The following is a 23,473-nucleotide window of genomic DNA, read 5'->3' as shown; positions in this document are numbered from 1 at the left end:
CCACGAGTCCTCCGCCCCCGCCCGCCACCATCGTCATGCTCAGTTGCCTGATCCGCGCTCTCGGAGTCGCCGCCGCCCTTGTCATTGCCACCGGCGCGAGTGCACAGACGCAGGTGAACGGCATCGACGTTTCCAAATGGCAGGGGACGATCAATTGGAACTCGGTCCGCAACTCGGGCACCGAGTTCGCGTTCATCAAGGCGACCGAAGGGGTCAACGCCATTGATCCGACGTTCCATCAAAACTTCGTCGGCGCCACCAGCGCGGGCGTTTTGGCTGGGCCTTACCATTACGCGCGGCCCGACAGTTTCTTTACCGATCCGACCGATGCGGTGAGCGAGGCGAACGATTTCCTAGAGGCAATTGTTCCGTACTACGAGCAAGGTTCGCACTTGCCGCCGGTGCTCGATGTCGAGGAGTTCTCGTTCACCCCCCCGGGCGGTGTGACGATGAAGAACTTCATCTCGGGCTGGGTGCAGGACTTCAGTGATACCGTGCTTGATACGCTCGGCGTGCGGCCGATCATCTACACCAGCCAGTCGGCAGCGAACTCTTACTTCACCCCCAGCATCGCCAGCAACCACGATCTATGGATCGCGTGGTGGAAGCCCAACCCCACGGACGATCCTCCCGTGCAATCCGACACACCAAGTTGGGGTCCCGCCCCCTACTGGCAGTGGACCGCCACGGGAAGTGTGGCAGGCGTTTCGGGCAACGTCGATCGCGATGTGTTTTTCGGCACGCGTACGCAGCTCGAACAGCAATTGATCACACTGGTGGAGTCCGAGCCAACGATGATCGAGGACTTCGAGGACGACGAAGGTTACTTCAACCGCGCGGTGACGTTCTCAGGCACGACAACCGGAGTCGCCGCGACCAGCACCGCCAATCGCGTGACCACCGAAGCCCAAGCGGGCATCGCTTCGCAGGAACTCGTGATCAATGGCGACGCCGGAGGCTGGACCGTCAGGCATGTCGCCGGCATTGGGACTTACGCCGCACCGGAGGGGAACCTCGAGTTCGCCACTCGCGGCTACATTGGGTTCTGGCTCAAGACCGACGATCCTGGAGTATCGGTTCGCCTGGCGCTCGACGCCCCCGCGACCGCCGACCGCAGTACGGCGAAGAACGTGGTCGCGGATGGCCAGTGGCATTTATACGAGTGGTCGCTCGACAATGACGACGAGTGGGAAGCATGGGTCAACGGCGACGGCACGATTGACGTTCCGACGGCCACCATCGACTCGATTCAGTTCTTCGGCACGGGGCAGGCGACGCTGTACCTCGACAGCATCGCCCACAACCCGATGGGAAGCCTGATGCCCGAAGGCACGCTGCCTGGGGACTTCAACGGCGACGGCGTCGTCAACCTCGCTGACTACGCGGTATGGCGTGACAATCTGGGCGCGTCGAGCGAGAGCGTACTGGCCTTCAATGGCAACGGCTCGGGCGTCGTCGACGCTGGCGACTACGCACTGTGGAAGTCGAGTTTCGGCGCGGGCAACTCTGGCAGCGTCTCGTCCACCGCGGTGCCCGAGGGGGTGAGCGGCGTCTTGCTTACGATGCTGCTGGCGATTGCTCCATGGGCTCGCCGCACTTGCTGCAAAAGTTAGGGTCGACGTCCCACGACGCGAATCCACACGACATACAGACGTTGTCGGGATCCTGCGTGCGACGTTGCGACATCACTTCGGCACTAAAGAGGCCGATCGGCACGATGATGATTGCGTAGCCTAATAGCATGACAAACGATGCAATCATCTTTCCCAAGGGCGTAACGGGGGCAATGTCGCCGTAGCCAACCGTGGTCAGCGTGACGATAGCCCAGTAGACACTTTCGGGAATGTTATCGAACCCGCTGTCGGCATGGCCTTCAACGAGATACATCACCGTTCCGAGGATGATAATCGTGCACATGATCACGGTGATGAACACCGTGATCTTTGGCCACGTTCGTTTAAGCGAAAGTAGCCACGTCTGGCCTTCACGAACATGATGAGCCAACTTGAGGACTCGGAAAATACGCAGTAGCCGCACCGTACGAATCGTGGCGAGCGACTGCGCCCCCGGCAAGAAGAACATCAGGTAGCTTGGGAGCAGCGAGATGATATCGACCACGCCGAAGAAGCTAAACAAGTATCGGGCAGGTCGATTGACGCAGGCGAGTCGCGCTATCACCTCGATCGTGAATAGCACCGTGATGATCCACTCCACCACGTGCAACTCGAATCGCCATGCCTTGCGGTAGCTCTCGATACTCTCGAGCATCACCGCGATCACGCTGACGACAATCACCACGAACAAGGCGAAGTCGAACGTCCGCCCAGCGAAGGTGTCGTGCTCGAAGATCACGTCGTACCAACGCTTCTGCCACTCCGCGGGCCCAGGGCCTAGGCGTTCGCGCTGTTCCGGATGTGGTGGGTGGGGTTGGGTCATAGGGGAAGTGTAGCTTACGCCGGGGGGCGTTCCAACAACTGTAGAACGGGCCTATTGCCCACCGCTTTGAGCTAGGATCTACCAAGAAACGTGGTAGAATTGGAAGGGCAGCGAGCCTCTCTAACAGCACTCTGAAGTCACCTCCAACGCCCATGTGCGCCCTCATCCCGCCTGCCGACGCCGCTCCGCCGAGCATCAACCACTTGCCAGTGGAGAAGCGTGTCGAACTTTGGTACGAACTTCTTGACGAAGCCGATGCGCTCGTCAAATCGGGCCTTCGACATCGGATTGGCCCCGATGGCGACCTCCAACAGGCTTATCGGGAATGGTACGCTCGTCAAATGCAGCAGCACGACCAGGAGCAGTTCGCGATGCTTCGCCGCTTGGCGCAATGCGAGGCTAGCCATGGCGGGTGAAGCCGTACGTGATGTTTTGAACTTCCTTGTAAACACTTTGTCGCCGCTCCCTTCACAGTTTGCACTGGCGGGAGGAATGGCACTTGCCGTTTGGGGCTATCCGCGCGCAACACGAGATGTCGACTTACTGATTGGCTTGGAGTCGGAAGACTTCGAATCCGTGCTTGAGATGCTCACAGCTCATGGGTGTCGGACGAAACACCAACATCCGCTCGTCCAAATCGGTTCCTACCACATCGCGCAGTTTCTCTACACTCCGCCCGATGAAGTGTACGACGTGCAATTTGATTTGCTTCTAGCCGAGAACGATCTTCTCCGTTCCGCACTTCGGCGAGCGGAACTGCGCGAGATCCCAGGTCTGGATAGGCCGCTTCGTGTACTCGCTTGCGAAGACCTCATACTTCTTAAATTGCTCGCTGGGCGTTTGCTAGACCTCGCAGACGTGGCAATGTTATTGCGTGAAAATCACGAAATACTCGACATGCAATACCTCGATCAATGGTTGGCAACAACAGGGTTGGGCGACTCCTATCAAGAAGCTCGCCGGTCTGCATTTCCGGACATCGCGTGAACGAGAGTTTCTCCAGCCGTTACTCCGGCTCATCGCGCTCTTCTTCCGAACGGAAACCTAAATTGCCGTAGCGGTGGTAGCGGTAGGTGACCGACTGTTCGCGGACGTACCACAATAGTTCGACACGGCCGTGCGGCGAGACGGGTGTATCGGCGACGTACGTAAGCACCTCGGCGGCTGCCGATCGAATTACCTCGGGCACGCGGTCGGGCGCGGCGTAGCGAAGGCGACCCGCGATGCGATTGCGAACCGCCTCGGCAAGCTGCACGTCCGACTCCTCGACGAACTCAATGGCGGCCGCCCACGAGTCGGTCTCTTCGTCGAGCCTGCTTACCAGTTCTTCGAGCGAACCATTCAGTTCTTGGTCCGGCGAGCTAACAATCACGCGTGCCCCCGCGGCCTGTGCTGCCGCCACGCGGGCGAGCACGTCGAACGGCGTGTCGCGTGAGTCGATCCGCACCCGCACCATCTCCACCGGTAGATAGCGGCGCAAGTTGTCCTCGCCCAGAAGTCGGAAGTCGTCGTGCGAAGGCTTGAACTCCTCGTTCGCCCAGCGGTCGTAACTCGCCACGGCCGATGCAAGGCCCAAGTCCCCCTCCTCGTCGAACGCATGCACGAGTTCGGCGAGCAACGTGTTGGTGACAACCTGGGCGCGGGGTTCGTCGTTCGGCACGTTGTCGAACTGCATGAGCTGCGCGACGTAATTCGGTCCGCCGGCCTTGATGCCGGGGCCGACGTTGCTCTTGCCCATCCCGCCGAATGGTTGGCGAAGCACAATCGCGCCGGTCGTCGAACGGTTGATGTAGAGATTGCCGGCGCGAATGCCGGCACGCCACATCTCGTGCTCGCGATCGTCAAGGCTCTCGAGCCCCGAAGTTAGGCCGAAGCCCGTGGCATTCACCAGCGCGATCGCTTCGCTGAGCGATCGCACGCACATGACGCCGAGCAGCGGGCCGAAGAACTCGGTGGTGTGCGTCAGCGAACCAGGCTGGACATTCCACTTGATGCCTGGCGAAACGAGGTGCGGATTGTCGTCGACGCCGATGTCCGGCATGACGGCCCACGACTCGCCTGGTTCGAGTTCTTTGAGGCCCTTCTCCAGCATTCCACTGGGTGGACGAATCAAGGGACCAATGCGTGTTGGCAGGTTCCACGCGCTGCCAACCTTCATGCTCTCGACGGCGTCGCACAGCACGTCGCGGAAACCACGATCGTGATACACCTCGTCTTCGAGCACCAGGAGCGAAGTCGCCGAGCACTTCTGCCCGCTATGACCGAACGCGCTCGCCACGACGTTCTTGATTGCAAGGTCGCGATCGGCGAGCGCGGTGACGATCGTCGCATTCTTGCCGCCCGTCTCGGCGAGCAGGTTCATCGCGGGGTCGACGTGCAACAGGTGCATGGCGGTTTCGGTTCCGCCGGTGAGCACCACGACATTGCCCGCCGGGTGCGTGACGAGTTGTTGGGCAACCTCTTCGCCATCGCAGTTCACTAGTTGCAGTGCCGTGCGCGGTACGCCCGCGTCCCATAGGCACTGGCACATTTTGTAGGCGATTAGCGCGGTGTCGCTGGCGGGCTTCAGGATCACGGTGTTGCCGGCGGCAAGGGCCGCCGCCACACCGCCGCACGGAATGGCGAGTGGGAAGTTCCAGGGAGAGACGACGACCACCACTCCCCTGCCCTGCGGCGCGAGGCCGGCGAGGTTGTAGTAGTACGACGCAGTTTGGGCGTAGTAGCGGCAGAAGTCGATCGCCTCGCTGATCTCGGGGTCTGACTCGGTGAACAGCTTACCTCCCTCAGCCATCATCACACCCAGCAAATCGCCGCGTCGCTCGGCGAGCAGGTTCGCCGCGCGGAACAGCACATCGCTCCGCTCGCTCGCACTTCGCCGCCGCCAACTATCGGGATCGGCCACGGCGGTCGCCATCGCTCGTTCGGCGTCCTCGGGCGTGGCAGCGTGAAAGCGACCCACCACGAGTTCGGGCCTCGACGGATCGATCGTTTCGACCACCGCACGATCGCCGACGATCTCTTCGCCCGCAATCACCAGCGGTACTTCGCCAGCGCGCTGGGAGTGTTGGGGTTGCCACTCGCGGACGATTGTCTCGGCCCACTCGCTCTGTTGCGGTAGCGACCAGTCGGTGTTGGGTTCGTTGCGGAATGGCGACGCGGGGCTGGAGACGGGAGACTGATAGTTCGATGCGCTGCGACGATCCTGCGTGCGGCGAGGTTCATTGCGGAGTGACTCGGCAAGGGCGAACGAATCGCGAAACTGGTTTTCGAGCCGCTCCCATTCCGGAGTACCGACGCGAACATGGAAGGCGTGCCGCAAGAAGTTGTCTGGCCCTGTGTTCTCGTCGAGCCGGCGCACGAGGTAACCAATCGCACTAACGAAGTCGTCTTGATGGGCTGCGGGGGCGTAGAGCAATAGGTTGCCGGCGAGCTCGAACAGGGCTCGACGTTGGTGATTCGCCATTCCTTCGAGCATCTCGAATTGCACGCGGTCGATCATCCCCGCTTCGTGCGCGGCGATAATTCCGTAAGCAAGGGAAAACAGATTGTGCGACGCAATGCCGACGCGAACCACGTCGCGGTTCGCGGGCAATAGCGCCTCGTGTAGCATGCGAATGTAGTTAGCGTCGGTGTCGTGCTTCGACTTGTACGGAGCTTGGGGCCAGCCCTCGATACTGGCCTCAACGCGTTCCGACTCCATGTTCGCCCCCTTCACGAGTCGCATGGTGATCGGCGCGCCGCCGGCTGCTACACGCCGCCGAGCCCATTCGAGAAGCTCTCGCTGCACCAAGTACGAATCGGGAATGTACGCCTGGAGCGCAATGCCCGCCTCGACATTCGCGAGGCCCTTGCGATCGAGCGTCCGCATGAAAGCGTCCGCCGTCAGGTGCATGTCGCGGTACTCTTCCATGTCGAGGTACACGAACTTGGGCACCACCGTTCCATCGGCCCGGGTGAAGGTACCCCGCGCGGCTGCTCGGAACAACAGTTCCAGCCGATCACACAGCTCGGCAACGGTCGCCTTGCGCGCGAGCGCCGAGATCTGCGAGAAGATGGTCGAGATCTTCACGCTGATCACTTCGATCTCGGGCCGCTGCAAGACTTCGAGGTACTTCTCGAGCCGGCGCTGAGCGTCGCCTTCGCCCAGCAGTGCTTCGCCCAAGTGATTCACGTTCATCCGTACGCCTTCACGGCGGCGCTCGGCGAGGTGCTCGGCCAGCAACTCTTGCTCGGCGGGCAGGATGACGTTCGCCGTCTCTTGCTGCATTTTCTCTTTGACCAGGGGCATCGCGACGCCGGGCAGGTACGCGCCGAACGATTGGAAACCGCGCAGCAGTGTCCGGTCGAAGGTGCTGAAGAACCGAGGCACGCCCTGCACGTCGAGGATGTGAATGAATTGATTCGCCGACCGCCGGGCTTCTTTGGAGCGGAACGTTTGGTCGGTCATCTGCGTGAGCGTCGCTTTGTCGTGCGGGCTCTGAATCATGCGATCGAGCTCGGCCTGCTGCCGACGCTCGGCCGAAGTTTGGAGTTCCTGCGCTCGCTGTTGCAATCGCCGCGCGAGCTCGATGGCTTTGGCAACGAGCGGGTTCTCGCCATCGTGGGAGGTGGGCTTGAGCTTCTGGAGCGCGGCGGCAAGTTCTGGCTTCATCGTTGCAAAAGGCGCGATAGAGTGAATTAAGTAGGGAAGGCTGCTCGTGCGAGCCGGGTCGTCTCCGACCCCGGAAACTCAACCATCTTCACGATTTCCGGGGTCGAGGACGGCCCGGCTCGCCCACTTTCTGGAATGGCAGTTCTTAATTCTCCGCGGATTTGGAGTTTCGTCTATCCGGCGTCGGCGGTTCCTGGTTTTCTGTTGGTTGCAGTGGGCCGGGCGGTCGTCGATAATGCGTATCTCGTTATTGATTCCTGTCGGAGTTACCCCTTGCCCAGCACGTCGGACCAATTGGATTCGCACATCCGCGTCGTGACGCCCGAGAACATCGCGTTCGAGTACCGCGTCGCAAGCCCCTTCGAGCGGGCGGTGGCCTACCTGATCGACGGCATCATCATGACGCTCGCCATCGCGGCCATCGGGCTAGTGTTGATGCTCCTGTTTGGGCTTCTGGGGGGATTCGAGTTTGGTTTTGGTATGCTGCTGGTGGCTTGGTTTGTCATCAGTTGGTTCTACGGCGGCGTGTTCGAGACCTTCTGGAACGGCCAGACTCCCGGCAAGAAGTCGATGGGCCTACGCGTCGTCCGCACCGATGGCAGCCCTATTAATGCCGGACAGGCGGTACTGCGGAATTTCCTCCGGGTGGTCGATAGCCAGCCCGCCAACACGCACCTCGCCGGCTTGGTGGCCACCGCGATGAACCGTCGTTATCAACGCCTGGGCGATCTTGCGTGCGCGACGATGGTGATCGCAGAGGATCGCTCGCGAGCCACGCGGTTCAACGAGATTGCGGACGTGATGGTCGCACCGATCGAGAACATGCTGCCACCCGGTGCCCTGCCAAGCCGCACGCTCGCCAAGGCGATCTCGCAGTACGTCGACCGCCGGCGGTACTTCGGCCCCGCGCGACGCGCGGAAATCGCTCGGCATGTCGGCGAGGCGTTCGTCGAGAAGTACAACCTGCCGCCGGGTATCGACCACGACGCCCTGCTGTGCGTGCTCTACCGCCGGGCGTTCCTCACCGCCCGGGCCGAAGAACAGCAGGAACTCGAACGGCAAGTGAACCCGTACCTGCTCCCAGAGGGACAGCGGGAGTTCGAATTGCCAGCGATGAAGTGATCGTCGAACCGAAGAGTTTTATCGATGGTCCGATAAGTAGCGCGGCTCAGCGAATCCACTACCACATTCCTTCCCACTCCACCGAGCGCGACCAGCCAGCTTGTACCAAACCCAGGGGGTAAAGACATGACACCATTTACCAGCACGAAGCGAACCCACAATCGACTCTGCTTTCCCGGCATGCGAATACTCAGCCTATTGCTCTTGAGTATCGTCGCTAGTCCGTTGTTGGCAGCAGAGGAGACGGCTACGGCCAGCGCAAAGTTTGATGCTTCGCTCATTGAGAACGATACCGTTACGATCACCCTCAAAAGCGGTGTCGAGTACGAAGACGTCGAAGTCGCACGCGTCACCACGCACACCAAGACCGGCGCACCGCAACGGCTTATTGGCACCCTGAAGAGTGGCACCCGGCGGACCTTTACCTTCGCGAGCATCGATGAAGTGACCAAGGGCGAAGAGATCGTGTTCAAGAACACGAACTCGGGTGCCACCAAACCGAAAGCCAAATCCAAGAAGGAAGTCGACGAAGAGGAAGCCGCCAAGCAACACGAGCTATGGCTTGCTCGATTGCAAGCACGTGGCGTCAAACCTTGGGGCGAACTGACCGAAGAGGACCACGCCAAGGCCATCGCGGTTCACAAAGAGCGGTACGAAAAGGCGGCGAAGCTCATGCCGACGCTGCAGCTATACGAAACCGAGCATTTTCTGTTCTGCTCGAACCTCCATCCCGAGCAGGTTCGCATCTTCGTCGCCTCGCTTGATCGGATGTACGAGTGGATGCAGCAGACCTACGGCGTCGACCCCGAGAAATCGGTCTGGCGGGGCAAGGCTTCGGTGTTTGCGTTTGCCCAGAAGCAGGAATTCGTTGCGTTTGAGAAAGAGTTCTTGGACAACCCCGACACGGGCTTCGCGATGGGCTTATGCCATAACGACTGGGAACGCAACGTCTGCATCACGTGCTACACCGGAACCGATCCGGAGTATTTTGGCGTGCTTCTGGTCCACGAAACGAGCCATGGCTTCTTGCATTGCTTCCAAACCCAGGCCCGCATTCCGAGCTGGGTGAACGAAGGGATGGCCGAGGTGATCGCCTCGAAGATGGTGCCGACAAGCGGCGCGGTGCAACTCAAAGAGAAGCGTTTTTTCGAAAGCATGAGGACCATCCAGCAGCCTCGATTGGGCGAGTCGTTTTTTGTGGTCGACCAGAACATTCCCGCCGACCGCTACGGCGGGGCCTCGAGCTTGACGCGGTTCCTCATTCAGACCGACCAAGAGAAGTACGTGAAGTTCGTCAAATTGATGAAAGAAGGCATGGAGTGGGAAGAAGCCTTGTCGGCATCGTACAATGCCAACAAAGACCAACTGGTGAGCGCCTACGGACGCTGGCTAGGCTTACCTCACTTGCTGCCGTAGCCCTCGCCGTCAGCGCACACAACGCGTCATTTACCCTTCGCCACCGCCATGAAAGCAGCAGAACTCGTTGAATCGCGGATGGTCGACTGGCGGAAGCTGGAGCAGGCCTGCCTGCGCCTGGAGAGTGGCGGGCGGCGCGATCGACTCAGCCCGCAGCAGCGGGCCGAGTTCGGGGCTCTGTATCGCGCGGCGTGCGCAGACCTCGCCCTCGCCGACGCTTACCAGCTACCTGCGGCCACAGTTCGCTACCTCCACCAACTCGTCGGTCGTGCGCACAACCAGCTTTACCGCAGCCGCCGGTTTGAGTTCAGCAAATGGTACGACGAGATGTTTCGCAAAGTCCCCCGCCGACTGTTCCACGACGGGTACTTGCGCATGGCGTTCGCCGTATTCTGGGGCGTGTTTCTTGCGGCGGCCTTTCTATCCAGCAAATGGACCCCGGTGCATCATTTCAGCGAATCGATTCTCGGTCGAGACGGGGTCATGGAACTGGAGAACAACTGGGCCCAGCCGGCCTGGGAAGGTGGGCACACGTTGAGCAGTCGCGGAGAGTACATGGGTGGATACGTTGTTCACAACACGACCATTGGCCTCCGACTCTTCGCGATGGGATTGCTATTCGGCATCGGTGGTTTATTCAGCACGATGTTCAACGCCATCTACTTGGGGGCCGCCTTCGGTCACATGACCACCATTCCGCAAGGGGATAACTTCTACGAGTTTGTCACCGCCCACGGACCCTTTGAACTAACGGCGATTGTGCTCTCAGCAGCGGCAGGGATGCGGCTCGGGTTTTCCATCGTGCATACCAAAGGCCTGGCACGCTTCGATTCACTTGCCCAAGCCGCACGCCACAGCCTTCCCTCCATGCTCGCGGCGGTAGTCTTGTTCTTCTTTGCAGCCGTGATCGAAGGCTTCCTTTCGCACTCTGCCGCCCCCTACGAGTTCAAAGCCGGCGTGGCGATGATCTCCATGCTGCTGATCATGACGTACTTGATCGTCCTGGGTTATTCCGACGATCCGCTCGACGATAAAGATGCCGATATCCTGTTCTAACACTCGACCCACCGTGCGTTTCACTCCCAACTCCTAACGTTATGCAGCTTGATCAAACCCGCATTGCGATTCGCGAACGCAGCTTCGGCGAAATCCTGGGGCTTGCGCTGCAGGTCACGCGCGCGGGGGCGGGTTGGATTGTGCTGCTGTGGCTGTTGGGGGTAACCGGCTTCGCGGTACTCAATTGGCTGCTGCTCGATGGCGTGCTCGTTGAAGAGATCGATACCGAAGAGCCCCCCGTGGGTTACTGGATGCTGATGATCTTGCTGGTAGCGATCGAAACCCCTTTCGCCACGGCTCCGATTACAATGTATTTGGGCAAGATGATGTTCAACGCCCCGTTTCACTTCCGGACCATGACGGTCGAATTTGTGCGCAGCCTGCCACAGCTTTTACTTTTCCAGGGCATCCTGCGGACGATCATGATGGCGATCCTGTTTCTGCCGTACTGGTTAATGCCCTACGTTGGCGAGTTGATTCTGCTGGAACGCAATCCGCTATTCAGCGGTAAGCACCGGCGACTCACGACGAATCGTCGTAGCCGGAACCTTCATTCCAATAGCGGGGGCGAGTTGTTCGGACGCTGGCTACTGGCAACCGGCGTGGGAGCGGTGCTGACTGTGGCCATCGGTTATGGCATCGAAGAGCTGTTGATGCAGATTGGGGGTGTCGAGATCACCGAGTTACTTCGCCACCGATTCATCTATCCATTCGCTTTATGGCTGGTCGTCGGGTGGATGGCCGTGGTACGCTTTCTGGCGTATCTCGACCTTCGCATCCGCCGCGAAGGTTGGGAAGTCGAACTCCTGATGCGTGCCGAGGCCGCGCGGCTGCGGCGTGGTTCATCCCTAGTAAATGCATGAGCTTAGACACCGCACAACACGAAGCTTCGAAGCTCGCCCGCGCGATCGCGGCGATGGCGTGGCTCGTGGTGTTCGCGTGCGGATCTGCACTGGCGGCAAGCGACCTATCGAACCCCGAGGCGGCTGTCGAATCGGCCAAGAAACCACTCGCCGGCTCCCCCGAGATCCCTTGGTACGACCCCAAGACCGACGACTTCCGCGCCGCAAAGGTCGAACCGCCGCCGCCTCCTCGCAACACGAGCACCAGCTCGGGCAACATGTCTTGGTTGGTGTGGCTGGGATGGGGGCTGCTCGCGCTATTGCTCGGGTACATGATCTTCCTTCTGGTGCGCACGTTTCTCAATCGCGAGGTCCAGTTCCGCACCGAGGTCGTCCATGCGAACGTCGGAGGCGATATCATCTCGCGCGTCGAAGAGCTGCCGGTGGCGCTCAAGAAATCTCCGGCCGACTATCTCGATGAAGCGCAGCGACTTTATCGCAATGGCGACTACGCGCAGGCCATCATCTACTTGTTCAGCCATCAGCTCTTGCAGCTCGATCGCCGACATTGGCTACGGCTGGTGAAGGGCAAAACGAATCGGCAGTACCTACGCGAAGTCCGCCGCAGTGCCTCGCCTCATGCCGGTGTGCTCGCCGACATGTTCGAGGGGACGGTATTGCTGTTCGAAGAGGTATTCTTCGGCAAGCGGTTGCCGCCTAAAGAGAATATCGACGCGGTGTGGCAGAAGATCGGGCAGTTCGAATCGCTCGTCATCGCGGTGGAGGAGCGCGCCGCATGACCATTCGCCACCCTCGCATCGCATGGACGCTCGCCGCGTGCACCCTGCTTTTCCTAGCGGGCTGTTCCGAGGACGTGCATTCCATTTACGGCCACCGGCAGAGCTACGCCGGTACCAGCCTCAACGGCACGCGGGTGCTTGGCGGCATGTTCGAGGCCGCGGGGCACAAGGTGCGAAGCTGGTCGTACCTGTCGCCCGCACTCGACAAGGCCGACGTGATCGTGTGGTTTCCCAACGACTTCGAGGCCCCCACCGCCGAGGTGGAAGACTGGCTAACGCAGTGGTTGGTGGAGGGCAACTCCGCAAATCCACGCGTGCTGGTCTACGTCGGTCGCGACTTCGATGCGGCTCCCGACTACTGGCAATCGATGCAGGGGAAAGCCCCACCCAATTTGACCAAGGAATACGCGCGCCGGTTGAGCGAGGCAAAGCTCGACGAGCAGCTGCACCGCCCCTCGACGCTGACGCACCCCGAAACCCAAGAATGGTTCGACCTCGACAACGCACCACCACGCGGAGTCGAGGTGAAGAAGCTCAAAGGCTCCTGGGCGAAGGGCATTGATGTGGCGAAGACCGACATCGTTCGCAATACCCACCTCATTCCCGACGACTACTCGCTCAATCCGCTTCTGATGGACGAGAACGACCAGCCCCTTGTGAGCGAGTATGAGTACTCAGGCTACTACGACTCCGCGACCGCCGGCCGGTTGGTGATGATCGAGAATGGCTCGTGGCTGCTAAACGCCCGACTCGTGAATCACGAACACCGCAAATTGGCAGGCAAGTTGGTCGAAAGTATCGGCTCCGGGCCGCGGACGGTTTACTTTCTCGAATCGGGACCGGATGGCCCGTCGATTAGTGACGAGGATCCCACCGTTCAGAATCCGACAGGCCTTGCACTGTTTCGCGTCTGGCCCATCGGAGCGGTGCTTACGCAGCTTGCCGCGCTTGGTATCGTCTTCGCCTTCATCAAATGGCCCATCTTTGGCATCCCGAAACGGATTGCGCGGGCGTCGACTACCGACTTCAACAGCCACGTCGCCGCGCTCGGTCGACTGCTCGCTGGTGGAAGAAATCGCGCCTACGCTATCGGGCTCCTGATGCTGTACCGACAATCGCTCCGCCGCGAGCCGACTACCAAAATCATCGCAACCAACATACCGCTACCACCGCCTAACCCCACTGACTCGGCATGAACGATCCGCTCACGGGCAAGCCCGATTTTCCTACCGGCTCCGCGCCACTTGAATTTGACAACGAGGCTACCTTCGCTGGCGACGCCGAGCCCGCGCCCGCGGCCACCTCGCCGACGGTCCGCCCACCATCGAGCCGCATGGCCGGTGTCGAGCGGCTCTACAAGCGGCTGTCCGAAGAAGTGGGCAAAGTGTACGTCGGCCAGGAAGAACTGGTGCTGTCGACGCTGGTCGCCCTGTTCTCCGGCGGGCACGTGCTGATCGAGAGCGTGCCAGGGCTGGGCAAAACGCTGTTCGTGCGAACGCTCGCCAAGGCGCTCGGTGCGAAGTTCGGCCGCATCCAGTTCACCGCCGACCTGATGCCCTCGGACATCACCGGCGCGCCGATCTTCAACATGAAGACGCAGGAATTCACGTTCCGTCCCGGTCCTGTCTTTACGCAACTGCTGCTGGCGGACGAAATCAATCGCTCGCCCGCCAAGACGCACGCCGCGCTCCTCGAAATCATGCAAGAAAAACGGGTGACCGTCGAGCGAACCACCCACCAGCTCGAACCACCGTTCCTCGTGATGGCAACGCAGAACCCCATCGAGAGCGAGGGAACTTACAACCTGCCCGAGGCGCAGCTCGACCGCTTCATGTTCAAAGTGATGGTCGAGTACCCAACGGCGGCCGAGGAAGCCCGCGTGCTTAAGGAGCACAGCCGCCAGGTAACTGTGGAGAAGAGGCTGGAAGAAGACGTTGCCACGATAAGCAGCCCCGCGCAAATCATGGAGGCGACCCAGCGGTGCAGCGAGGTGCTGGTGGCCGACGAGCTGTTCCACTACATCAACAACATCGTCCGCCAGACGCGAGCTTGGCCGCAGTTCCACCTGGGTGCGTCGCCTCGTGCTGGTATTTCGCTGGTGCAGGGTGCGCGGACGCTCGCGGCGTTCAATGGCCGTGATTTCGCGATCCCCGACGACGTGAACGAGATCGTCCTCCCCGCGCTCCGTCACCGCGTGGTGCTCACGGCCGAGGCCGAAGTCGAGGGGCATCAAGTCGACCAGGCGCTACGAGAGATGATCCGCACGGTCGAAGTGCCGCGAATGTAACCAACGTCCCTTCCACCTCTCACCTTCCAACTCCCCACACCTTCCTAATGTCCTTCGTCGTCTACCTCCTGATTGTGCTGCTGGCCCTCTTGGTAGGGCTCGCGTATTGGGGTGGGACCTTTCCGCATCGGCCCCTGTTGGTGCTGATGCTGGCGCCGACGTTCATGGCGGCTTGGATCGTGTTCCTGCCCGACATTTGGCCGATGGTCGCCATCGTCGACGTGGTAATCGCGATCGTGGCGATTACGGATCTGTTTAGCCTTCGAGCTGCAAGCAAATTAACCGTCGAACGGAACGTCGGCCTCATCGCTTCGCTCGGCCAGCCTCAGAAGGTGACGCTCACCATCACCAATCGCTCGAAGCAGGATTGGCCCGTCTGGATTCGCGATGGGGTCGAGGAATACCTCCACGCCGAACCGGCCGAGTTCAACGTCGTGCTGCCGGGCGAACGACGCGCGTCGCTTGAATACCAACTGCACCCCAAGCGACGGGGTGCGTTTGAGCTCGCGGAAACGTACCTGCGAGTTCGCAGCCGGTGGGGCTTTTGGAATCGCTACCTCACGGTCCCCTGCCACTCGACGCTCAAAGTCTATCCCGACATGAAGCAGCTCGGCGAATACGCGCTGCTCGCGCGCACCAACCGCCTGAGTTTGATGGGACTTCGCCGCACCCGTCGCGTCGGCCAGGACAACGAATTCGAGCGGCTTCGCGACTACACGATCGACGATAACTATCGCCACATCGAGTGGCGGAGCACCGCCCGACGGAACAAGCTGACGGTCAAGGACTTCCAGGCCAACCAAAGCCAGCGCGTGGTGTTCATGGTTGACTGCGGCCGGATGATGACCGGCACCAGCGGCGGCGTCAGCCTGCTCGACCACGCCCTGAACGCGATGCTGATGCTCAGCTACGTCGCACTGGGTCGCAAGGACCAAGTGGGACTGATGTGCTTTTCGAACGAGGTGCATACGTTCGTCCCGCCCAAGGGTGGCGGCGGGCAGATGAACCGCTTGCTCCACGCCGCCTACGACCGTTTTCCGCAAATGGTCGAGTCGCGGTACGACGACGCGTTCTTGCACCTCGCCAAGCACGTTCGCAAGCGTACGCTCGTGGTGTTGATCACCAACGTGATCGACGACGTCAACGCCCACCAGATCGAAAAGCACCTAACCACCTTCAGCGGCCGGCACCTGCCGATGGCGGTGCTGCTTCGCGACCACTCGGTGTACGACGCCGTGGATGCCGTGGATAACGAACTGCAACTCGTCGAGAAGCTACAAACTTCGCCCGGTGCAAAGCCCGATACCACACCGTTCGATAACGTCTCGGACCAAAAACTCTACGAAGCCGCCGGTGCTGCCGACATCCTCACGTGGCGTCGTCACGTTCTCGCGGATTTGGAGATGAAGGGCGTGCTGCTGGTCGATGCATTTCCCGAGAACTTAACGGGGCAGCTCGTGAATCGGTATCTGGAAGTGAAGGCAAGGCACCTGTTGTAAGCAACAGGTCACCCCCTAGCCGACGACCTACGCGTCGTCGGAAAAAGCATCGGAACTTCACAGCTTCCGACTCATCGCAATCTCAGAAAGTCCGACGACACGTAGGTCGTCGGCTATGGTCGGATGAGTTTGCGAACGGCGCATGGTTACGCCAGCGGATCTTCCAGCGACTCGATACCCAGCTCTTCAAGGCTGCGATTCAAGAGGTCGTCGGGCTTGGTCGTCCCGGGACGAAGGCCTTCGGGGGCGAGGCGAACCACCACGCGGTTCGCGCGGACTTCGATCACTTGCACGTTCTGGCCTGGGTCGATGGCTTGGCCTTTCGACACGGCGTCGAGCATCTGGCCATCGATCTCTACCGAGCCACTGGGTAGCATCTTCGACCGTGCGACGCCGACCTTGCCGATCAACTGGCGGCGCGGATCTTCCAGCAGCACGTCCTCGTCCTTGGGAGCTTCACCCAACAGCGCGCGGCCGACCGGCGTGTAAGGCAAGTAGCGAAACGCCGCGGTGAGCACCGCCGGTGCGAGCACGACCACGATCGTGATGAACGTAAAACCGGTGGTCGGACCGCCGGCACTAAACGCCAGGATGATCGCCCCCACCAGCGAAGCGGCGGAAACCACGCCCAGCACACCCCCCGTGGGGAGCAGGACTTCCATCACCAGAATTGCGAAGCCAGCCACCACCAACAGGCTGGCCCAGACCAGAGGATCCACGTTGTTCATAGCTGTTGTTTACTCCCATTCCGCACGTAACACCTCCGCCTTGTGTCCACATTATAGCGAGCGTTTCCGCAATGGCTTGGTTCGCTCCGCAAATCTCCGCCGGCGGGGCGGGGAGAACGCACCGGTTTTTCGCAACTTGCGTGCTGCCCCCGCGTTACTTCGTATTGGACAGTCCGATTCTTGCCATCGGGAGAGGACGGGCAGCACCCAGTGCAAGCACTGACGGCTCCATACTCTACCCCAATTGTCTCCCCTTCGAGGCGAGACCTAGAATGCGGGAGAATCGAACCACGGGGTCCCCTCTGGGTCGGCGGGACTCGCTTGCGGCACACGCTCCTTGATCGGAGCCCCTTCTAAGGAGAGAGCCATGCAATCGTCCATCACTGGCATTCAGTTCCAAGTCTCGGACGTGACGCCTGCGACCACACCGATGGCTACGGTGCCCTACAGCCAAGCGGTTGCCGAGTTCCTCGGCGGTCCGATCGAGAGCTGCAGCCGCTACGCGGGACAACTTACGACCGCCCCGCGGACGCACCCGCTGCTGTCGGCGGTGCATCGCGCTTTCACCGACCATTATCCATTGGTTCTTACGCCGGATGCCATTTGGTTGACCTTAGTACAAGGTTTCGCGATTCATGTGAACGAACACGCCGAGACGCTGCGTTATCGTTTCGTCGAACACGCCGATAAGAAACTAATCCAGATACGCCGGGACGATTTCGTCAAAGGGACACCAGAGAATCCGTGGACTGAAGTGTTCGATGAGTTCTCACAACAAATACGGCCTCTAATCTCCGGTGCCTACGAACTCGTCGTCGCTGACTTTTCGACCACCGGCCTTGTTGAACGAGCCGCGTTCGAGATCGCGCTATTGGACGCCATGCAACGATATTTTTCGTACAGTCTCGTTACGCTGTGCGGTATCCCCAGCATTCGACTTGAGGGAACCGCAGACGACTGGAAGCAACTGCGTCAGCGTGCCGAGGCGCTCGGGCAGTATCAACTTCGCTGGTGGACCGATGCGTTAGATCCTGTCCTCGCGCAATTCGAGGCGGCATCCTTGGGCGACGTGGACCAGCCCTTCTGGGATTCCATCTATAAGCTGCGTGGTCCGCGTGGCAGTGGCAATCCTTACACAACGGGCTGGATTCAGAAGCTCTACCCCTACTTGCAAGAATCTCCGGACAAGTTCGAGATCAATCCTTGGCTAAGCGACGAGGTCCCCGGTGGCCCTGAACCGGCCATGTATCCGGTGCTGGCGCCCAAGGCTCCCTTCGAATGGGACTACATCGGGACCAAGTTTGAGATGGAGATGATCGGCGGGTTGTTGGGGGTTGCTCAAGACCCAACGACTTTGGAGATTCGTCCCGAGATGGGTTGGGCCGTGCGCGACGTAGCGCGAGCAAAATAGGAGGCTAGCGTCTCGCTCGCGGCTACCCCTGCACTTCCCGTACTTCGACGCGGCTGCCGCGGGCGCTGACTACTTCGACCGTGGCACCCCGTTCGATCACTTGGCCCGCTGCAATCACATCGACCAGTTCGCCATCGAAGTCTGCCCGGCCTGACGGCATGAGCAGCGTGGTGGTCACGCCGCGCTGGCCAACCAAGTGCGAGTACTCGGCGAGGCTTTCGCGGTAGCTCAGCGCCGCTAGCTCTTCGCCTTCGGGGCCCGCGAGCATCATCTCCTTGAGAATGGGAATGTGCGGAAGGTACCGGCGCAGGATGAGCGCGACCCCCACCATGAGCCCTCCCGCCGTCGCCACCACGGCCAGCGACGACTGCAGTTCGGCGAAATCCTCGGCGCTGCGGGGAATCCAGTTACGCTGGCCTGCGAGCACGAGCGATGCCATGACCATCAGCGAGCCACCCAGGCCGAAGATGCCGACACCAGGTAGTACGAAGATCTCCACGAGGATGGCGACCACGCCACCGACAAACAAGAGCACTTCGAGCCAAGCCACGGTGCCATGCAATGCCTTGCTCCAAAAGAACAGCAGCATCGCAAGCGCCGCGACGAATCCACCGATGCCAAGACCAGGCGTGTGCAGTTCGAAGTAAATGCCCGCGAACGCAATGACGAGCAGCAGCACCGTGATGCCGGGCGACGACAGGGCGTCGGCGACTTCGAGCGTCCAGTTCGAGGTCACCTCGTGCGGCGAGTCTTTGAAGCCGTAAATTTGCTTGATCTCCTCGACGTTGTCGACCACGTGCGTCGCCAGACCGAGCGCGGCGGCTTTGTCGCTGGTCAGCTCCAAAACTTCGCCCGGCACCGTTATCGCCTCGCCCTGACGCCAATCACCCGCGTTGGGCTGCGCGGCGGCTTCCTCTTCGCTGAAGAGCCGCTCGGCACCGGTTTGGCGGTTGGTGTAGCGGAACACTTCGAGTTCGGGATCCACTGTCGCCACGAGCAGCGACCAAGTGTGCGGCGACTCGGGGGCGAGCGATAGTTTGATCGACTCGCGTAACGAGAGGAGCGTCCCTTCATCGAAGGCCACGTCGTTGGGTCCACCCAGCGTGGCGTTTCGATTCATGATCAATTGGTCGGCCGCCAGCGCCGTGAGCGCCGCCATGCCGCCAGCACGTTCGGGAACGTACGCCACGGTTCGCGTATCCGCGTCGCCAATCGATGCGATGTATGCCGCGAGGTCTTGGCCAAAGGCCGGATTGCCGCCGGTGCTGTCGAGTCGAATACCAATCCAATTGGCGCGCCCGCTTCCAATCTCGGGATCGAGGAGCCCCGTCGCTCGATCGACCGTCTTGGCGGTGATGGGACCTTCGATGGTGTAGAAAATGGGCCGCCAGTCGGCGACGAGGCCCGAGTCTTCGGCCAGCGAGTCGGGGTTGATGCGCAGCCAGCCCGCGAGTTCGTCGAGGTTCTCGACGACGTACTTCACCGCGCCGTACTCGCGTCCCTCGCGCGCCGTGAAGATACCCATCGTCCCCGCCGGGAAGAGGGGCGAGGTGCGGACCACGGTTTGATTCTGTTCGAGCGCTTCGAGATCGCCGCGCTCGACGTACTCGATGCTGGCCTCGGTTTCGACTTCGAGCACTTCCAGCGCGGGGTCCACCAGCCCAATCGCAATCGCCTCGGGGGCGGTCCGCCTGGCCCGGGCGATCTGGCGGTAGCCTTCGAGCACGGCCGGCTCGATGGGCCGCGCGGGGTCTTCGTCGATGCCCGCCTCGCCAATCTCCGCAGTCGGCGCCATCGCGAGTTCTTCGCACGCCAGCGCCACCAGCACGCCATGGCCTTTGATCGTCTGCGGCACGTAAGCCACGGTCTTCACGCCGGCCATGTTGTCGCTCGTGAGATAGCGAGCCAGCGACAGCGCGCGGGCAAAGTCGGTCCCTTGGCCAAAGCCTTCGCCCTCGGCCAGCGGCACGAACTCGATCACCAGCACGGGGCGATCGTCGCCTTTGGATTCGGCGAGCAGGCTGTTCTTGGTCCGCTCGACGATGCTCCGGAAGGCCGCATCGGCGTTGCCGGTGATGGGAAGTCGCAACCGCAGCAGCCGCCCTGGCTTGAGGGCTTCCCGCTGATCCGGGTCGCCGACGACATCGGGATCCTGAGCCGCTTCGTTCGCTTCGTTGGCAGCCTCGGCAGCTGGCTCGGCCCCTTGGTCCTGGGCTTGCGATGTGGGTGCTCCGCTGATGGCGAGCAGCCCGATGAACAGGCTCCATGCGATTGCCGTAAACCAAAGGAAGGTCGGCGGGCGGGAGCCCGACGGAGCGGCGACGAGCTGAGGCATGGATGGCGTCCTTGAGATCAACGGAAGAACCTGCGGCCGAATTATAGTTTTCCACCGGGCCGGGGGCAAAGCGTGCGGGTTGCGGCGAGGTGCCCACCCGGAGCGATCGTCCGGACGGATGCTTAGTTTTCGGTAAGGGAGGGCAAATATCGCCTGCCCGAAAGGTGGCTATTTGCCGCCCATTTTGGTACCATAGAGAGGATGGACGCCTGCCCGCCCAAGGCCTAGGGTGCGTGCAGGCCCGCTCCACACGACTTCTTCAGCGAGCCACCGGAACATGGCTAAAGCCCCCAGTTCGTCGGACCTACCAAACATCGACACGAGTGTCGCCGTGGTCGATACGCCCACGAACGGCAAGCCTGCGGCGAAGGTTGCAGCAAAAGCCAAAGCCGACCGCAAAGACAAACGTGGGGCGAAAGCAGCGAAGCCTGCTCCTGCCGCGGACGAGGAAGACGACTTCCTCGACGATCGCGGTAACTTCATCACCCGCTTTCTGAACAACAGCGCGGGCTGGATGCTGAGCCTAATCGTTCACATGGTGCTGATCATCGTCCTCGCGCTGTGGGTGTTTCCGATCCCCAAGTCCTTCGACACATTGCTGGCTGCCGTGAAAGGCGAGGACATCTCGGACGAGATCGTCGATGTGCCCGAGGTCGATTTCAGCGATGTCCAGGTGGAAGTCGATCCCGAGCAACTCGACATCCAGCCCGATACCGAAGTGATCGAAGAAGAGGTCAGCTTCTCACCGTTCAACGAAGAGATGGCCGCGGCCGCTCCGGTTGAACTATCCGACTTTGGCCTTTCCGCCGCGCCCGATGCGTTAACCGCAAACATCAACGCGTTTGATGGTAATCAATTTGAAGGGCGCGGTCACGCGTCGCGCGCAGCGCTTGTGCGGGCCAAGGGTGGTAGTGGCGAAAGCGAAGAGGCGGTGGAAGCCGCGCTCGCGTGGCTTGCCGCGCATCAGAATCGCGATGGCACTTGGCACATCGACCACACCGGGGGCGAATGCCAGGGCCAGTGCGGCAATCCAGGCGACATCGAAAACAGCCTGAAGAGCGCCACAGCGCTCGCGCTGCTACCGTTCCTTGGCGCGGGGCAAACTCGCTACGACGGCAAGTACAAGGACGTGGTCGGCCGTGGGCTCGATGCCCTTGTGCGACTCGGCGAGAAGCCGCGTCAGGGTGCGGGCGCTTCTTGGGCCGATGGTGGTACGATGTACGCTCACGGCCTTGCGTCGATTGCACTCTGCGAGGCGTACGGCATGACAGGCGAAAGTCAGTTAGCCCTACCCGCGCAGGCGGCGATCGATTACATCGTGTCGTCTCAAAATCCCAACGATGGTGGCTGGCGTTATAGTTTCCAACAGGCCGGCGACACATCGGTAGTGGGCTGGCAGATCATGGCTCTCAAGAGCGCGCACCTCGCGAAGCTCAATGTGCCGTTCTCGACCGTCGAAGGCTCGTCGCGATTCCTCGACTTCGCCCAAATCGACGACTACGGCACCGGCTACGCCTACACGCCCGACGCCAAGGCCAACTACCGCCCTAGCACCAGCGCGGTCGGGCTCTTATGCCGAATGTACCTAGGTTGGAAGAAGGATAACCAAGGCCTGATCGATGGCACCGCAAGGATCGCCGAGCGAGGCCCCTCGGCCAACGACTTCTACTACAACTACTACGCCGCCCAACTCATCTTCCAGATGACCAACGGCACCGGCCCGATGTGGCGGGAGTGGAACACAAAGCTACGCGACTACTTGGTACAAAAGCAGGATAAGCAGGGACACCAAAAAGGTAGTTGGTACGTCGACCACGGCCACGACACCGATAAAGGAGGCCGCCTGTACTGCACGGCGCTCGCCTGCATGACGCTCGAGGTCTACTACCGCCACATGCCGCTCTACCAGACCGACGCGGTGGACATGGAGTTTCCGGAGTAGCGACCGGCCATCCCTAGTCCTGATAGTTGGCCGTCATTTCCATCTTCAGCTTGCCACGCACGAACGTCGTTTCGGCCGAACTGTAGCTCCCCACGGTGCTCGCCATGCCCATCGGCCCGCTGAACGAAAGCCGCCGAGTGCGACACGTGTCGGCCTCGACATCTAGCACGCCATGGACCATCAGTCGCATCTGAGTTGTCTGCGCGCCAATCGATTCGAGTTCGATGTCGAACGAAGCCACTCGTGTTGTTAAGTCGTACGCGCGGAGCGTGATAGTGAACTTCGACACTTGGCCAAAGGCGCCGTCGCTCGATAGCAGTGTCGCACCTATTTCGAGCGGCACTTCGAGCTTGTCGCCCACCCGGACTTGCTTCCCCGCAAGGAACTCAGCCAGCGGTTTATCGTGCCCCAGCGAGTGCATGCTCTCGGTGACGATAGCGAACTCGTCGGGCGAGACGAACGTTCCGTCGGCCGCCACGATGTTCAGAGCATCGTCAGGTAGCCGCTGGCAATCGTAGGTCTTGCCTACGACCGGACCCTCGCTGGTCTCGCCTTCGGCCGTGCGGGTGTACTTGGTGAATCGGACCTGTGCCCCGGTGGCGCGGCCGTCGGTGATCTGGCTCACGACGAGTGTCCGCTCTTGCTCGCGGGCAATAGAGGTGCTGGATTTCTCAATCTCGCCATTCGCGTGGCGGATGGTCGAGTCCAGCTCCAAAGAAACTTGAATTGTCTGGTCGGCGCGATCTCCTTTTGCCGCGGCGCGGCGCTCGAAAATGATGGGCTGGGCGTTCGTGGGCACGCCGAGCGTCTGGTAAGCCGCGAGTCGTGTTTCGTCGTCGGCACTCGCAACGCACGCAAATGACAGGAGCACCAGCGTGCAAAGTGAGCGAACCATCATCGCAAGAGCCTTATGGCTTGAGGTATTGAGAAAGCGGAAGCAATCGCGGC

General features: G+C 61.0%; 18 protein-coding genes. 13 read left to right on the top strand and 5 right to left on the bottom strand.

The genetic code is table 11. The annotated features are described in order from the left end of the window. Positions 1-35: 35 nt before the first annotated feature. Positions 36-1,613 carry a GH25 family lysozyme gene (locus SH292x_RS01160; protein ID WP_442483739.1) on the top strand — a complete coding sequence of 526 codons (1,578 nt, stop codon included), beginning with the start codon at positions 36-38 and terminating at the stop codon, positions 1,611-1,613. Here the strand turns inward: SH292x_RS01160 and SH292x_RS01155 are convergent. Then, on the bottom strand, positions 1,558-2,436 hold the full coding sequence (locus SH292x_RS01155) for an ion transporter (protein WP_442483738.1): 879 nt from the start codon (positions 2,434-2,436) through the stop codon (positions 1,558-1,560). The two genes, SH292x_RS01160 and SH292x_RS01155, sit on opposite strands and share 56 nt — an antisense overlap. A gap of 152 nt (positions 2,437-2,588) precedes the next feature. Between SH292x_RS01155 and SH292x_RS01150 the strand changes: the two genes are divergently transcribed. Next, on the top strand, positions 2,589-2,852 hold the full coding sequence (locus SH292x_RS01150) for a hypothetical protein (RefSeq protein WP_442483737.1): 264 nt from the start codon (positions 2,589-2,591) through the stop codon (positions 2,850-2,852). Beyond that, positions 2,842-3,423: a nucleotidyl transferase AbiEii/AbiGii toxin family protein gene (locus SH292x_RS01145; RefSeq protein ID WP_442483736.1), complete on the top strand. Its 582-nt coding sequence runs from the start codon at positions 2,842-2,844 to the stop codon at positions 3,421-3,423. Before SH292x_RS01150 ends, SH292x_RS01145 begins: the two co-directional genes overlap by 11 nt. A gap of 19 nt (positions 3,424-3,442) precedes the next feature. Here SH292x_RS01145 and SH292x_RS01140 read toward each other — a convergent pair whose 3' ends face one another. Continuing rightward, the gene (locus SH292x_RS01140; protein WP_442483735.1) at positions 3,443-7,087 is read right to left on the bottom strand and encodes a proline dehydrogenase family protein; all 3,645 of its coding nucleotides are present in this window, start codon (positions 7,085-7,087) and stop codon (positions 3,443-3,445) included. 273 nt (positions 7,088-7,360) lie between these two features. Between SH292x_RS01140 and SH292x_RS01135 the strand changes: the two genes are divergently transcribed. From SH292x_RS01135 to SH292x_RS01100, 8 genes are all read left to right on the top strand, one after another. Continuing rightward, the gene (locus SH292x_RS01135) at positions 7,361-8,209 is read left to right on the top strand and encodes an RDD family protein (protein ID WP_442483734.1); all 849 of its coding nucleotides are present in this window, start codon (positions 7,361-7,363) and stop codon (positions 8,207-8,209) included. Between the two features lie 126 nt (positions 8,210-8,335). Then, the gene (locus SH292x_RS01130; protein WP_442483733.1) at positions 8,336-9,625 is read left to right on the top strand and encodes a DUF1570 domain-containing protein; all 1,290 of its coding nucleotides are present in this window, start codon (positions 8,336-8,338) and stop codon (positions 9,623-9,625) included. A gap of 48 nt (positions 9,626-9,673) precedes the next feature. Then, on the top strand, positions 9,674-10,681 hold the full coding sequence (locus SH292x_RS01125) for a stage II sporulation protein M (protein WP_442483732.1): 1,008 nt from the start codon (positions 9,674-9,676) through the stop codon (positions 10,679-10,681). 41 nt (positions 10,682-10,722) lie between these two features. Then, positions 10,723-11,544 carry a hypothetical protein gene (locus tag SH292x_RS01120; RefSeq protein ID WP_442483731.1) on the top strand — a complete coding sequence of 274 codons (822 nt, stop codon included), beginning with the start codon at positions 10,723-10,725 and terminating at the stop codon, positions 11,542-11,544. Then, entirely contained in the window at positions 11,541-12,323 is a 783-nt protein-coding gene (locus SH292x_RS01115) for a hypothetical protein (RefSeq protein WP_442483730.1), read from the top strand. Before SH292x_RS01120 ends, SH292x_RS01115 begins: the two co-directional genes overlap by 4 nt. Next, the gene (locus SH292x_RS01110; protein WP_442483729.1) at positions 12,320-13,519 is read left to right on the top strand and encodes a DUF4350 domain-containing protein; all 1,200 of its coding nucleotides are present in this window, start codon (positions 12,320-12,322) and stop codon (positions 13,517-13,519) included. Before SH292x_RS01115 ends, SH292x_RS01110 begins: the two co-directional genes overlap by 4 nt. Beyond that, positions 13,516-14,610, top strand: coding sequence for an AAA family ATPase (locus tag SH292x_RS01105; protein WP_442483728.1), 1,095 nt, complete (start codon positions 13,516-13,518; stop codon positions 14,608-14,610). Before SH292x_RS01110 ends, SH292x_RS01105 begins: the two co-directional genes overlap by 4 nt. A 47-nt stretch (positions 14,611-14,657) precedes the next feature. Next, positions 14,658-16,109, top strand: coding sequence for a DUF58 domain-containing protein (locus SH292x_RS01100; protein WP_442483727.1), 1,452 nt, complete (start codon positions 14,658-14,660; stop codon positions 16,107-16,109). Between the two features lie 146 nt (positions 16,110-16,255). On the opposite strand, the gene SH292x_RS01095 is transcribed toward SH292x_RS01100, so the two are convergent. Continuing rightward, positions 16,256-16,828, bottom strand: coding sequence for an NfeD family protein (locus SH292x_RS01095; RefSeq protein WP_442483726.1), 573 nt, complete (start codon positions 16,826-16,828; stop codon positions 16,256-16,258). Positions 16,829-17,204: 376 nt separating this feature from the next. Between SH292x_RS01095 and SH292x_RS01090 the strand changes: the two genes are divergently transcribed. After that, positions 17,205-18,248: a DUF4419 domain-containing protein gene (locus tag SH292x_RS01090; RefSeq protein ID WP_442483725.1), complete on the top strand. Its 1,044-nt coding sequence runs from the start codon at positions 17,205-17,207 to the stop codon at positions 18,246-18,248. 22 nt (positions 18,249-18,270) lie between these two features. Here the strand turns inward: SH292x_RS01090 and SH292x_RS01085 are convergent, their stop codons facing one another. Continuing rightward, on the bottom strand, positions 18,271-20,583 hold the full coding sequence (locus tag SH292x_RS01085; RefSeq protein WP_442483724.1) for an NfeD family protein: 2,313 nt from the start codon (positions 20,581-20,583) through the stop codon (positions 18,271-18,273). A gap of 277 nt (positions 20,584-20,860) precedes the next feature. On the opposite strand from SH292x_RS01085, the gene SH292x_RS01080 reads away from it, so the two are divergent. Then, positions 20,861-22,525, top strand: a complete 1,665-nt coding sequence (locus SH292x_RS01080) for a prenyltransferase/squalene oxidase repeat-containing protein (protein ID WP_442483723.1) — start codon at positions 20,861-20,863, stop codon at positions 22,523-22,525. Positions 22,526-22,538: 13 nt separating this feature from the next. On the opposite strand, the gene SH292x_RS01075 is transcribed toward SH292x_RS01080, so the two are convergent. After that, a complete protein-coding gene (locus SH292x_RS01075) occupies positions 22,539-23,423 on the bottom strand; it encodes a hypothetical protein (protein ID WP_442483722.1) in 885 nt (294 codons plus the stop codon). Positions 23,424-23,473: the final 50 nt, after the last annotated feature.

Source organism: Aeoliella fuhlenseeensis (assembly GCF_052161615.1).
GTDB lineage: Bacteria > Planctomycetota > Planctomycetia > Pirellulales > Lacipirellulaceae > Aeoliella.
This window is presented reverse-complemented; position numbering and strand designations above follow the sequence as displayed.